At 37.0% G+C, this 13,342-nt stretch carries 12 protein-coding genes and 2 pseudogenes; 6 read left to right on the top strand and 8 right to left on the bottom strand.

Going from position 1 to position 13,342, the window contains the following annotated elements:
• Positions 1-47: 47 nt before the first annotated feature.
• Together ruvC and MLC44_RS13265 are read left to right on the top strand one after the other, a co-directional pair.
• A complete protein-coding gene (gene ruvC, locus MLC44_RS13270; protein ID WP_434657774.1) occupies positions 48-527 on the top strand; it encodes a crossover junction endodeoxyribonuclease RuvC in 480 nt (159 codons plus the stop codon).
• Between the two features lie 3 nt (positions 528-530).
• Positions 531-842: a pyrimidine/purine nucleoside phosphorylase gene (locus MLC44_RS13265; protein WP_418640835.1), complete on the top strand. Its 312-nt coding sequence runs from the start codon at positions 531-533 to the stop codon at positions 840-842.
• 3 nt (positions 843-845) lie between these two features.
• Here MLC44_RS13265 and trxC read toward each other — a convergent pair whose 3' ends face one another.
• The 5 genes from trxC to purB form a co-directional block, all read right to left on the bottom strand.
• Positions 846-1,271 carry a thioredoxin TrxC gene (gene trxC / locus MLC44_RS13260; protein ID WP_151899247.1) on the bottom strand — a complete coding sequence of 142 codons (426 nt, stop codon included), beginning with the start codon at positions 1,269-1,271 and terminating at the stop codon, positions 846-848.
• Between the two features lie 92 nt (positions 1,272-1,363).
• Positions 1,364-1,759 (bottom strand): flagellar assembly protein FliW, encoded by a 396-nt coding sequence (fliW, locus tag MLC44_RS13255; RefSeq protein WP_434580658.1) that lies wholly within the window; start codon positions 1,757-1,759, stop codon positions 1,364-1,366.
• A 9-nt stretch (positions 1,760-1,768) separates the two neighbouring features.
• Entirely contained in the window at positions 1,769-2,119 is a 351-nt protein-coding gene (locus MLC44_RS13250) for a hypothetical protein (protein ID WP_434657771.1), read from the bottom strand.
• Positions 2,101-4,467, bottom strand: coding sequence for a ribonucleoside-diphosphate reductase subunit alpha (locus MLC44_RS13245; protein ID WP_151899250.1), 2,367 nt, complete (start codon positions 4,465-4,467; stop codon positions 2,101-2,103). Before MLC44_RS13245 ends, MLC44_RS13250 begins: the two co-directional genes overlap by 19 nt.
• Positions 4,468-4,691: 224 nt before the next feature.
• Entirely contained in the window at positions 4,692-6,020 is a 1,329-nt protein-coding gene (gene purB, locus MLC44_RS13240; protein ID WP_434657768.1) for an adenylosuccinate lyase, read from the bottom strand.
• Between the two features lie 92 nt (positions 6,021-6,112).
• Between purB and MLC44_RS13235 the strand changes: the two genes are divergently transcribed.
• Positions 6,113-7,021, top strand: coding sequence for an RluA family pseudouridine synthase (locus MLC44_RS13235; protein ID WP_434657766.1), 909 nt, complete (start codon positions 6,113-6,115; stop codon positions 7,019-7,021).
• 526 nt (positions 7,022-7,547) lie between these two features.
• Here MLC44_RS13235 and rlmN read toward each other — a convergent pair.
• The 3 genes and pseudogenes from rlmN to hisF all read right to left on the bottom strand — a co-directional run bounded on the left by rlmN (position 7,548) and on the right by hisF (position 9,919).
• Positions 7,548-8,621, bottom strand: coding sequence for a 23S rRNA (adenine(2503)-C(2))-methyltransferase RlmN (gene rlmN / locus MLC44_RS13230; RefSeq protein ID WP_434657763.1), 1,074 nt, complete (start codon positions 8,619-8,621; stop codon positions 7,548-7,550).
• Positions 8,618-9,160 carry a purine-nucleoside phosphorylase gene (locus tag MLC44_RS13225; protein ID WP_346389051.1) on the bottom strand — a complete coding sequence of 181 codons (543 nt, stop codon included), beginning with the start codon at positions 9,158-9,160 and terminating at the stop codon, positions 8,618-8,620. The genes rlmN and MLC44_RS13225 overlap by 4 nt, the downstream gene beginning before the upstream one ends.
• A gap of 2 nt (positions 9,161-9,162) precedes the next feature.
• Positions 9,163-9,919 (bottom strand): annotated as a pseudogene (gene hisF, locus MLC44_RS13220) (imidazole glycerol phosphate synthase subunit HisF).
• A 119-nt stretch (positions 9,920-10,038) separates the two neighbouring features.
• On the opposite strand from hisF, the gene MLC44_RS13215 reads away from it, so the two are divergent.
• The 3 genes and pseudogenes from MLC44_RS13215 to MLC44_RS13205 all read left to right on the top strand — a co-directional run bounded on the left by MLC44_RS13215 (position 10,039) and on the right by MLC44_RS13205 (position 13,306).
• Positions 10,039-10,509 (top strand): CZB domain-containing protein, encoded by a 471-nt coding sequence (locus MLC44_RS13215; protein WP_434657760.1) that lies wholly within the window; start codon positions 10,039-10,041, stop codon positions 10,507-10,509.
• 70 nt (positions 10,510-10,579) lie between these two features.
• Positions 10,580-11,421 (top strand): annotated as a pseudogene (gene rsmA / locus MLC44_RS13210) (16S rRNA (adenine(1518)-N(6)/adenine(1519)-N(6))-dimethyltransferase RsmA).
• Positions 11,360-13,306, top strand: a complete 1,947-nt coding sequence (locus MLC44_RS13205; RefSeq protein ID WP_151899258.1) for a ribonuclease J — start codon at positions 11,360-11,362, stop codon at positions 13,304-13,306. Before rsmA ends, MLC44_RS13205 begins: the two are co-directional and overlap by 62 nt.
• The last annotated feature ends 36 nt before the right edge of the window (positions 13,307-13,342 follow it).

Raw genomic sequence — 13,342 nt, 5'->3', positions numbered from 1 at the left:
TTATATTGTTTTCTATATAATGGTGAAAAATGTTTTAAAGGCCTTAAATGACTATACTTGGTATAGATCCCGGAACAAGAAATATGGGGTATGCACTTATTTCGTTACAAAATTCCAAAATATCGCTTATTGAAGCGGGACTTATAAAAATGAAGGCAGAAGATTTGCAGTTTCAAATACCGCAAATGGTTGAAGGACTGAGCAGTATATTTGAAAACCATGCTATTGACGAAGTAGCCATGGAAGATATATTTTATGCCCACAATCCCGCAACAACAATTAAACTGGCACAGTTTCGCGGAGCAATAATGCTAAAACTTTTGCAGGAGTTTGGACAGTTTCATGAATATACGGCACTGCAGGTAAAAAGAGCGCTTACAGGCAAGGCAAAAGCACAAAAAGAACAGGTGGCATTTATGGTTCAGCGCCTGTTAAACATAAAAAAAGAGATCAAACCTCTTGATATATCAGATGCCATGGCTGTAGCCATAACACACTCTCAGAGAGTCAAACTAAAAAAAGGATAAAAAATGTCAAAATTTGAAAATGTGAATATTGTAAAAGAGGCAAATATTTATTATGACGGAAAAGTAACGAGCAGAACAGTTGAATTTCCTGACGGAAGTATAAAGTCTTTGGGAATTATGCTGCCGGGCGAATATACTTTTAATACGGCAGATAAAGAGATTATGGAGATCATGAGCGGTGATGTGGAAGTAAAACTGCCAGGCGAAGAGTGGCGCACACTTCTTGTGCCTGAAATTTTTACAGTACCGGCCGACTCTTCATTTGAAATAAAAATAAAGAGTGTAACCGATTACTGCTGTTCGTATATAAAATAAAATTTAGTTACTGTGTTTTGAAGCGAGAGAAACAAGTGCATTTACATCAAGCGCACCGCTGACTCTTTCGACTTCACGGCCATTTTTAAAGACGATAATTGTCGGAATTGAACGAATTCCAAAACGTGCACCCAGATTTTGCTCATTTTCAGTATTTACTTTTGCAAAAAGTGCTTTGAGCGGAAATTGAGTGGCAGCACGTTCAAAATTTGGAGCCATCATTTTACATGGACCGCACCATGGTGCCCAAAAGTCAACTATTACCGGAATATCACTGTTGACAATTACTTCATCAAAATTTGCATTTGTAAGTTCTACAGGTTTTGTGTCTAAAAGTGATTGTTTACACTTCCCGCAGTTTGCTTTTTTATAACTCTCTTTTTTTGGAACATTGTTTACTGTAAAACAGTGTGGACATACAATTTTCATAAAATTCTCCTTTTTGAAGTGTATTTTACACTCAATTTGGCAATTGTAATGCTACCTAAGTTCCATATTATAGTCTAATTTCAAAATATATTTTATGAAGATGTCTCTTTTTTAAATGATTCTATACTTTCTGCCATGCCATAATCCGGATTTTGTTTTGGTTCTAAAACAATTTGGGCCAATGTATTGTTATCATGGTTAATAATAATGGGCGCTAAAAAATTAATTGTTGATTTTTCCAAAGGTTTCTGAATAAGTAAAATATTGAAAACACTTATTTCTGAATTGTCAGTAATTTTGAGTAACTCTTTTGTTTTTTCAGGAATTTCAAAAGGGTATTCGCGTAACATATAAGGATTGACCAGAGTAAAAGATATGCCCGGATTTTGGCTGTCTTTCATAATGGAAAAAAGTGCATCTATTTCATTTATATCTACCTGCCTGGTATTTACAAATCCAAGTATTTCGCCTTTTACCTCATATGCCATTGTCATCCTTTAAAATTGTCCCTCTTTATATTTCAGATCCTTAGAAATGATATAGAGCGTCGAGTTTTTAATTGCTTGGATATTATAGCACTCTCCTATGCCAAATGCAAATTCTTTGTTTACATGTAAAAGACTTGCTCCGTCACTCATATTTATAAACTGTAACTTGCTTTGTTCAAGCAGTCTTGCATCTGTTACCTCTGTAAAATCAAGTGTGACGGTTATCCAGTCATAATCACGTGCGGCATCTTGAACTGCAAGAACTAATTTCAGATGAGTGGGTGAAATGACTTCGAGGGAACGCAAGTCGGCATTTTTAAAGCTGTCAAACCGCTCAAGGTCTATTGGCAACCGACACACTCCATACTTCTGTCTTCGACATCGCTTGCCATTTCCGGTGACTGTGAACGCAGATAATAGGTAGATTTGAGTCCCAGTTTCCATGCCAGCATATAAATTTCATTAAGATAGCGTCCGCTTGCTTTGTCAAGTGTTATAAAAATGTTGAGAGACTGCCCCTGATCTATCCATTTTTGTCTGATAGCGGCTGCTTTTATAAGAACGGTCTGGTTTAAATCATATGCCGGAGTATAATAACTCCATGTCTCAGGTGAAAGATTAGGAACAACAACAGGAATCAGTCCGCTGAGATTTTCTTCTGACCATTTACGTTTAAAAACAGGCTCAATAGCCTGTGTAGTACCTGTTAAAATAGATATGGATGATGTAGGGGCTACAGCCATCAGATAACCGTTTCGCATTCCCTGTTTTTTTACTTTGGCCCGGAGTTCATCCCATTCGTATTTTGAAGCAAAGAGTCCGCCACGGTCAACCAGGTTTACCACCTCGGCATTTGCATGGTCTTGAGGCATTATTCCTCTGCTCCACTTGCTTCCTTCAAATTCGGGATAGCTTCCTTTTTCAACAGCCAGATCAGAAGAGGCGGAAACTGCATTATAACAAACAGCTTCCATAATTTCGTCTATTTTGTCAAAATGTTCCTGACTTCCCCACATAATTCCGGCTTCTGCAAGCATCTGTGCTTCGCCCATAACACCCAAACCGATAGAGCGGCTTCGCATGTTAGTCCGTTTTACTTTTTCAACCGGATAAAAATTCAAATCTATAACATTGTCCAAACATCTGATAGCTGTGGGGACAATTCTGTCTATATCTTCTTTTGTATTTATGCGTGAGAGATTTATAGAAGCAAGGTTACAAACAGCCGTAGCGCCGTCAATTTTTTCTTTTTCCACAGCAAAAATAGGAAGTCCTCCCAATGAATCCAAAGCAGTGACTTTTTTGGCGGGTTTTGTTATACCACTGTCTACAGTTACCAACTCCTCTTCTTCATAACTGATGCTGTCACCGTTTTCAAAAATAAATTTTATTTTATAATGGTTAGGCTGAGTGTTTTGAAAAATTTCTGTACAGAGATTGGAACTTCTGATAATTCCGTAATGATCATTCGGATTTGCACGGTTAGCATTGTCTTTAAAACAAAGAAACGGTGAACCTGTCTCAAAATAAGAAGTTAAAATCTTTTTCCATAAATCTTTTGCCTTTACTTTTTCTTTGATGATACTCTCATCCTGTTCAAATTTGAGATAAAGTTTATTAAATTCTTCGCCGTAGACATTCGTGAGTTCTCTGGTATCATATGGGTCGAAAAGTGTCCAAATTGCATCCTCTTCCACACGTTTCATAAACATATCGTTTAGCCATAGAGACGGAAACAGATCGTGAGCGCGACGACGCTCTTCACCGGAGTTTTTCTTCAGGTCTAAAAAGTCGTTGATATCTATATGCCATGGTTCAAGATAAACAGCAATAGCACCTTTTCTGGTACCGAGTTGGTCTACGGCGATGGCAATATCATTTGTTATCTTTAAAAAGGGGATAGTTCCACCTGCTGCATTTTTGTGGCCGTCTATAAAAGAACCCATTGAACGAACCTGGGTCCAGTCCCACCCGATTCCTCCGCCAAATTTTGAAAGCATTGCCATCTCTTTGTATGTGTCAAATATACCTTCGATATTATCAGGAGTAGAGCCTATATAACAAGAACTTAACTGGTGTCTTGGTGTTCTTGCATTGGAGAGTGTGGGCGTGGCTAACATAACTTCGAATTTACTAATCATGTTATAAAATTTGATGGCCCACTCTTGACGGTTTTCCTCACGCTGTGCCAAAAACATTGCGATGGCCATAAACATATGTTGAGGAAGCTCTATCGGGTTTGCATCTCTGTCTTTAATCAGATATCTGTCATAGAGTGTTTTAATGCCCAGATAATTAAACTGCAGATCTCTTTCCGGTTTAATATGTTTTTCCAGTTCGTCAAGATCATACATCTCTTTTAGGCCCAGAAGAATTCGTCCCTCTTTTTCTCCTTTTTCAAAATACTTTTCCAGTTTGCAATAACCGGTAAAACCGTTTACCTGATGGTAAAGATTAAAAAGAAACAGACGTGAAGCCACAAATGTCCAGTTGGGTGCATCAATATCTATTTTATCTACCGCGGTTTTAATTAAAGTTTCTTGTATCTCTTTTGATGTTATACCGTCACGAAAGTGAATTTGGGCATCAACTTCCAGTTCACTTTGGCTGACATTGGCCAAACCTTTTACAGCAGCAGAAGTATATTTTTGGATTTTGGATATGTCAAGAGGTTCTGTTCGTCCGTTTCGTTTTATAACTGTTATCATAAATTTATTCCCTGATTAAGAATTTTTTATATAATTATATATGCAATAATCATATAAAAAACTATAAGATATTGTTAATTAGCATAGTTAGTATTCTAGCGAAAACTCTCTCTTAAAAATATTAAAGCAGTAAAATTTTTACAAGTTTTATATATTTGTTATATCTAAGAAGATAGAAGAAAAAGTTATATTCAGCATAGCTGTAATTGCTATGCTGAAGTTGTTTATTTGAAAACTCTTGCAAATATTTTATCTACATTTTTTGTATAGTAGTCGTAATTAAAACATTCTCTGATAACTTCTTCACTGAGTGAATTTCTCAACTCTTCGTCTGCAAGCAGATGATTAAGATAGAGGCTCTCTCCTTTTTCATTAACCGTAGGTTTGCCCTGTTGAATCTCTTCCCAGACTTTCATGGCATTTCTCTGTACGATTCTGTAGGCATCTTCACGACTCACACCCTGCAGCGGAAGTTCAAGTAAAACACGTTGAGAAAATACAAGTCCGCCTGTCAGGTTGAGATTTCTCATCATGTTTTCAGGATATACAGTCAGGTTTGCGATAACGTTATTCATGCGGTGCAGCATAAAATCACTTGTAATAAATGCATCAGGGAGCCAAAAACGTTCTGTGGATGAGTGGGAGATGTCACGTTCATGCCAAAGAGCTACATTTTCCATAGCAGGGTTTGCATAGGCACGTATCATGCGAGCCAAACCTGTTATGTTTTCTGTGAGGATAGGATTGCGTTTATGAGGCATTGCGGATGAGCCTTTTTGGCCTTTTGCAAAATACTCTTCGCACTCATATACTTCTGTTCTTTGCCAGTGACGAACCTGTACGGCAAATTTTTCTATGGAACTTGCCATTAATGCCAAAGCTGTTGCCAGTCTCGCATAACGGTCACGCTGAATAACCTGGTTTGAAACAGGTGCCGGCTTTAAACCAAGCTCTTCACAGGTATACTCTTCAAGTTCCAAAGGAGCATGCGCAAAATTTCCCATTGCTCCACTTACCTGTCCGACTGCTATAACATCCATAGTCTGTTCAAGGTTTTCGAGATGACGAGCCATTTCATCATACCAGACAGCTAACACGAGACCAAATGTTATAGGTTCTCCGTGAATTCCGTGAGAACGTCCGACCATTAAAGTCATTTTGTGTTCCATGGCACGTTTTTTAATAGACTCCATAATCATCTTTACATCTTCTATTATAAGTGAAAGGGAATCTTTCATCTGAAGCGCAACGGCTGTATCAATAGTATCTGAAGATGTCATACCATAATGAAACCATCTGCTCTCTTCACCGAGAGATTCTGATACCGAAGTTGTAAAGGCAATCAGATCATGGCGTGTTACCGCTTCTATTTCATCTATGCGTTTAATGTCAAACTTTGCGTTCTTAACAATTTTGTCCGCATCTTCCTGAGGGATTTTTCCCAGTTTTGCCCAAGCTTTTACTACAGCAACTTCAACATCAAGCCACGCCTGGTATTTTGCCTGGTATGTCCATTTTGATGCCATCTCTTCCCGTGAATATCTATCTACCATTATATAGGTTCCTTATGATTGTTTTTATGCTAGAATTCGCATAGATTAAAGTAGTTTATTTTACTCAAATATTCATTAAAGAGGATTGAAGTTTGCCATTCGTAAGAAAGAGAATGATTGCACCAAAAAAACAAAAAGCATTTTTATATTTAATTCAAGAACTTGGGTATACCCAAAAAGAAGCACAGCGTCTTATTGCCAAGGGAAGGCTTTTTGTTAACGGAGAACCGATGACGAGGACTGCAGGTGAAATTGAAGGTGAATTTGAATTTATCTACTTTGAACCTATTACAAGAGGTTTGGAACCTACATACGAAGAAGAAGAGTTTGTTGTTTTTGACAAGCCGAGTGGTGTGCTTATTCATCCTCAAAACAGATACACGCCCTACTCTCTTATAGATGAATTAAAATACCAATACGGCAGAGATGCAAATATTACACACAGAATCGATCAGGAGACAAGTGGTCTGGTCTTGTGTGCAAAGAACAAGCAGAGTGAACGTGATATTAAAATGATGTTTGAGCAAAGAGATATGAAAAAGAAATATTTGGCATTTGTACACGGAGATTTTAAAAAAGAGCTTACTGTGGTGGAGCCGCTGTTAAGAGCAGAAGATGAAAGTGCTATTGTTCGTATGGTAGTAAAAGTTGATACAAAAGGCAAAGCTTCAAAAACTTTTTTTAGACCATTGGAATATTTTGAAAAACTAAATATGACACTTGTGGAATGTGTGCCGTATACAGGAAGACAGCATCAAATCAGAGTGCATTTGTTTCACGTGAAACATCCGATAGTCGGTGATCCGATTTATGGACAGAGCGAAGAGAATATTGTTAAATTTTTAGAGAGAGAACTATCTGCCGAACAAAGAATAAAAAACAGCGGAGCACAACGTTTATTGTTACATGCCAGTGAATTGGCATTTGATTTATATGGGGATTCTTATACCATAAAAAGCAAGGTAGACTTTTTAAAAACATGTTTATTACATGTAATGTGAATAACTTTTTTTTAAGAAGGCAAAAATAATATTTATTTATGTGAATAATTTTTTTAAATCTCTTTATAGCCCTGTAAATAGGGCTTTTGGAAGATTTGTAAACTATTTTAAGGTAAAATTTACATAAAATATTTCTTAAAAAATAAGAAAATTTACAAATTTTTTATCCATGAAATTATGTGATATTCACACTTTAGAACAATGTGTGAATACTACACATTTAGAGAAAATTGACAGATTTTATTATGATTAAAATTTATTTTAAGATGAAATTTATTTTTAAGATTAGTAGGGTATTATTACACTCATAGACGACCTCCCTGGTGTGTTGGTCGTCTGCTTTATTTTGATCCAGCTTTATATGACTTTAATTAAAACTTTACTCTTTTTCTTCTTTGGTTGCTGCCCATATAAAACCGCCAACGCCAATGGCAAAAACTATCACTAACAAAACTACTTCACTGATATCAACACTACTCATAACTATCCTTGATTTTTATTATAATTATACTCTTAGATTTGTTATCTAACTGTTTATCTCATCTTGATTTTTTTCTTTTAACTGTCCACAAGCGGCACTGATATCTATTCCTTTAGAATCGCGTATGGTAGAGAGTAAACCGTGGTTTATAAGGTATTCCTGAAATTTGATCATATCTTCGCGTGATGGACGTTCGTAAGGTGTACCAGGATAGGGATTAAAATAGATAAGGTTTACTTTTGCTTTAATTCCGCTAAGAAGTTTTACAAGTTTTTTTGCAGAACCCAAATCATCATTTTTATTTTTAATGACAAGATATTCAAACATAACACGCTTGCGTGTATCAATTGGAAAACGTTTTACCGCTTCTATAATTGAGTTGATGTTATGTGCTTTATTCATCGGAATAAGCTCTGTGCGCAGTTCATCATCAACTGCATGGAGTGATATGGCTATATGTACACCCAGATCCATTTGACCGAGTTTGTCTATTTTGTTACTGAGACCACTTGTGCTTACTGTTTGTCTTTTTGAAGAAATGGCAAGTCCCTCTTCTTCTTTAAAAATTTCTATAGCCTGTGCAAGATTTTCAAGATTGTCGAGAGGTTCCCCCATTCCCATGTACACTATATTTATCTTTCTGTTATGTTTGTGTTTGTTGTCACGTTTGAGTGTTACTACCTGTGCAACAATTTCTCCGGCAGTCAAATCACGGGTAAAACCGCCTTTGGCCGTCAAACAAAAACTACAGCCGACTTTGCAGCCAACCTGTGTGGAAACACAGACTGTATATTTTGCCTCTTGTGTTATTTCACCATTTTCATCAACTTGTTCATCTTTCATTTTAAGCCAGACTGCCTCAACGGTCTTGCCGTCCTGTAGCTGCAAAAGATATTTTATTGTACCGTCGCTTGACTCTTCTTTTCGTACGATTTCCATGGGATTGATGGTATATTTTTCGCTCAGTTCTTCTTTTAATGCTTTTGGGATGTTTTTCATTGCATCAAAATCCTGTGCATACTGATGATACAGCCAACCATAAATCTGTTTGGCACGAAAAGATGGTTTGACTAACTGTGTCAGTTCTTTTTGTGTGAAGTCATATAAAGAAGGTTTCATTTTGCTGTTAGCTCTGCTATACGCTTTTTTACATGCTCTTCAAGGAGTTCTTTTGCTTTGGATTGATTCTTGAGAAAATCTTCATGAGCCTGTTTGTTAGTATAGTTTGTTATACAAAACACACCGCCGGCAGGAATATTAAACTCCTGGGCAATGCGCAACACTGAAAAAAATTCCATATTTTCTATGCCGACACCAAATTTTAAAAAGTTTTTTGTCAATGTTTCGTTTGTAGATATATAATTTGATGAGTTGACAACAATGTCTTTTTTGTTGGTAGTGTTTGTTGTAACAACATTATCAAGCGGTGTATAGGCATCATTACTTAAAAATGCCAGTTCTATATTTGCAGCAGTTTTTGATTCTATGATATCAAATATTTTTTTTTCTCCATAGCTTCCTGCAGTTCCTACAAAGAGTAAAAATTCCGGTTTGTCAAATAGACAAAGCCGTGTAAGATTCATAGCTGTTTCAATGAGCCCTACTCCCATTGGAGTTGCAAAAGAAAATGTTTCATTGTTTCCTGCACATATAATCATTGTTATAGCCTTACCGGAATATTTGTTCATGTAAATAATGTTTTAGATCCATTATATCTATCTCTTTGTAGTGAAATATGGAAGCAGCCAATGCAGCATCTGCTCCGTGTTCAAATGCTTCTTTTATATGTTGCATTGTACCTGCACCGCCACTGGCTATGACCGGTACATGTACTGCACGGCTTATCTGTTCTGTTATATTGAGTTCAAAACCTGCTTTGGTTCCATCCGCATCCATAGATGTCAAAAGAATTTCTCCGCTTCCTCTGTCTACAACCTCTTTTGCCCACTCTACGGCGTCTATACCTGTATCTACGCGTCCGCCGTTTAGTAAACATTGTATTTGTCACCTGTTTTTTTCACATCAATTGCTGTGACAATACACTGTGATCCAAAGCGTTTGGCACCTTCGTCTATGAGTTGGGGTCTTTTTATGGCTGCGGAATTAACGCTGACTTTATCACAGCCGACATTTAAAAGTTTGTATATATCATCTAGTTTGCGAATGCCTCCGCCTACAGTTAGCGGTATGAAAATTTCTCGTGCTACCTGGGCAACTATATCTACTATTGTGTCTCTGTTGTCAGAAGAAGCTGTAATATCCAAAAATGTAATTTCATCCGCACCCTCTTCATTGTATCTGCGGGCTACTTCAACAGGGTCACCGGCATCTTTGAGCCCTACAAAATTGACGCCTTTGACAACACGTCCGTCTTTTACATCCAGGCATGGGATGATTCTCTTTGCAAAATAATTCATAGCGCAATTATACACTTTTAGGCTTAATGATTGATTTTGTTTCACGTGAAACAAAAGTTTTATATTGCTTTAATATAGTTAGGACTATAATCGTTCATTATATTTGGATAGGAATGTAGATGAAGAAGGATGAAACATTAAAAAGTTTAGAAAATGCAGAAATAGAATTGACAAGGTTTGTAGAAACAGCAAAATCCTTAATAGACGGGATAGATCCGGAAGATAGAATTTTACCGACTTCATCCAGAGAAACAAAATTTGGTCAATGGTTTTATACCGATGGACAGAAGTTGAAGATACTCTCAAACAATCCGCTGGAGTGTATGAGCAATATTGAAGAGCTTCATGACAAACTTCATGAAAGATATCGTGAAATTTTCGACTTGTATTTTGCTGAAGAAAAAAAAGGCGGATTTTTATCAAGAATATTTAAACCAAAGCAAAAGGTACTGACTGAGTCGGAGTTGAAGCTTGTAAACGAAAAGTATCTTGCAATGGAACAAATAGCCGAAGAACTTTTGGCAGAGATAGCAAGACTGCAAAGACGATTAGTGGCCGTTTCAGAAGAAAAAATCAATGCTTTAGTATAAAAAAAGAGAAAAAAATTGATTTTTTCAGTCTGTTACCTTTTTGTAAGTAAAAAAAAGATATCATAGTGCTATGAATAGAGAAAGTATTGTAGCAAAGAAGAAGTTTGGACAAAACTTTCTGAAAGACCAGTCAGTTTTAAGAAAATCGTCGAAGCGATGCCCAAAAACGAGAATAAAATCGTAGAAATTGGGCCTGGCTTAGGTGATTTAACTAAATTTTTAGTTGATGTCAAAAGTGTAGAAGCTTTTGAGGTAGATACCGATTTATGTAAACTGTTACAAAGTACATTTAAAGAAGAGATTGCTACCAAGCGACTCCATATAAACTGTGGAGATGTTTTAAATGCTTGGCAGAGTGAACTTGTGCGTGAGCCTTATGATTTGGTGGCAAATTTGCCCTATTATATTGCTACGAACATACTATTGAAAGCACTCGCAGATCCTATGTGTAAAAATATACTTGTAATGGTTCAACTTGAAGTAGCAGAAAAGTTTTGTGCAACTGCAGGTGAAAAAGTTTTTGGTTCTTTGAGCGTAATAGCCCAAAGTATAGGAACAGCACAGATTGTTGTGAAAGTTCCCCCGACTGCATTTGATCCTCAGCCCAAAGTGGATTCTGCTGTTTTTCTGATAGAGAAAAATGCTGATAGAAATGACAAAGAGTTCGAGGATATGCTTAGAGTTGCATTTTCGCAGCCTCGAAAAACTTTGGTGAAAAATCTATCTTCAAAATATGACAGGAAAAAACTTCAGGAAGTTCTGGAAAAACTGGAACTTGCATTAACGGTTCGGCCTCATCAGGTAAGCACTAACGACTATCACCAACTCTATAAATTAACAAGGAGTTTGGATGGCAGAAGAGACACAAGAGGCAGCACAAAGCAAACCTCAGGAACAACGCAAACCAAATAACAACCGCAAACCAAATAACAATCGTAGACCAAACGGCAATCAGAAGAAGCCAAACGGTGAAAAAAATGCAAATGCAAAACCAAGAACAAACAACAATAAAAACAAAAGTCGCGGCCGTCACAAAAGAGGAGCTTCTCCTATTGATGACAAGCTTAAAGCATTTGTTGTAAAAAATCAGGAAGCACACAAGCAAAGACTGAATCCTCACTATAAACTTGATTTGGAATCAAAAGCGAGAGTCCGTGTCACACCACTTGGAGGGCTTGGAGAAATCGGCGGAAATATTGCTGTATTTGAAACTGACAATGAAGCGATTCTTGTCGATGTAGGGATGAGTTTTCCGGATGAAGAGATGCACGGGGTTGATATACTGATTCCCGATTTTACCTATCTGCATGAAATCAAGCATAAAATTGTCGGTATTATCATTACGCATGCGCATGAAGATCATATCGGTGCAGTACCGTATCTTTTTAGAGAACTGCAGTTTCCTATATACGGAACACCGTTGCCTTTGGCAATGATTGGAAACAAATTTGATGAGCATCATTTAAAAGAGGCTAGAAAATATTTTAATCCTATTGAAAAAAGAAAAGTCTATAAAATAGGAAATGATTTTGAAGTTGAGTGGATGCATATGACCCACTCTATTTTAGACTCTTCTTCTGTGGCGATTACAACAGCAGCCGGAACTGTGATACATACAGGTGATTTCAAGATTGACTATACACCGATAGACGGGTATCCCGCAGACTTACACCGTTTGGCACATTATGGCGAAAAAGGGGTGTTGTGTTTGATGAGTGATTCGACAAATTCACATAATCCTAATCCTACACCGTCTGAGTTAAGCGTTGCACCGGCACTTGATCGTGTGTTTAGCAAGGCAGAGGGAAGAGTGGTTCTTTCAACGTTCAGCTCAAATATTCATCGTGTTTATCAGGCAATTCAGTATGCTGTGAAATATGGTCGTAAAATTTGTGTTATCGGACGTTCTATGGAGCGTAACCTTGAAGTGGCTATGCAATATGACTATATTAAATTACCAAAAAATATCTTTGTGGAACCGGATGAAGTGGCACACATGAGTGATAAAGATGTTTTAATCGTGACAACAGGTTCTCAGGGTGAAGGCAATTCGGCACTGTTTAGAATGTCAATAGGTGAGCACAGACATATTAAAATTAAACCGACTGATTTGATTGTTCTCTCTTCCCGTGCTATTCCTGGTAATGAGGGTTCTATTTCCCAAATGCTTAATCACCTGCAAAAATGTGGAGCTAAAATTGCCTATGACAAAGATTTACATGTTTCAGGACATGCATCTTTAGAAGAGCAAAAATTGATGCTTCGTCTCGTTAATCCTAAGTTCTTTTTACCGATTCACGGTGAATATAATCACGTAATGAAACATAAAGAGACTGCAATGCTGTGTGGTGTTCCTGAGAGAAATATTTTACTTATGACAGATGGAGAACAGATAGAGATTGCACCAAAATATATGAGAAAAGTCAAAACTGTAAAAACCGGCAAGACATATATTGACAATCAAAACAATTATGAAATCGAAGATGACATAGTTATGGATCGCCAAAAACTTGCGACAGACGGTGTTGTTATGATAGTGGCTCAGGTGAGTGAACAAACCGGAAAAATGATGGATAAACCAAAAGTGACATCATTTGGTCTGGTCGCTGACAAAAGAGACAGGGCTTTTGCAAAAGAGATAGAAGAAATACTGGAAAACTTCCTGTTGAACATGAAGCCCGGACTTATCGGTAATCCTAAAACTTTAGAAGGTGATTTGCGTCAGGTTATCAGAAAACATATTTTTAGAAAAATGAAAAAATACCCGCTGATTGTTCCAAATATCTTTATTCACTAAAAAAATACCTCAAGTTTACTCTTGAGGTATTTTTAT

It is taken from the genome of Sulfurimonas sp. NW9, from assembly GCF_051132275.1.
Lineage (GTDB): Bacteria > Campylobacterota > Campylobacteria > Campylobacterales > Sulfurimonadaceae > Sulfurimonas > Sulfurimonas hydrogeniphila.
Note: the sequence above shows the minus strand (reverse complement) of the source record. Positions and strands in the feature narration are given on the sequence as shown.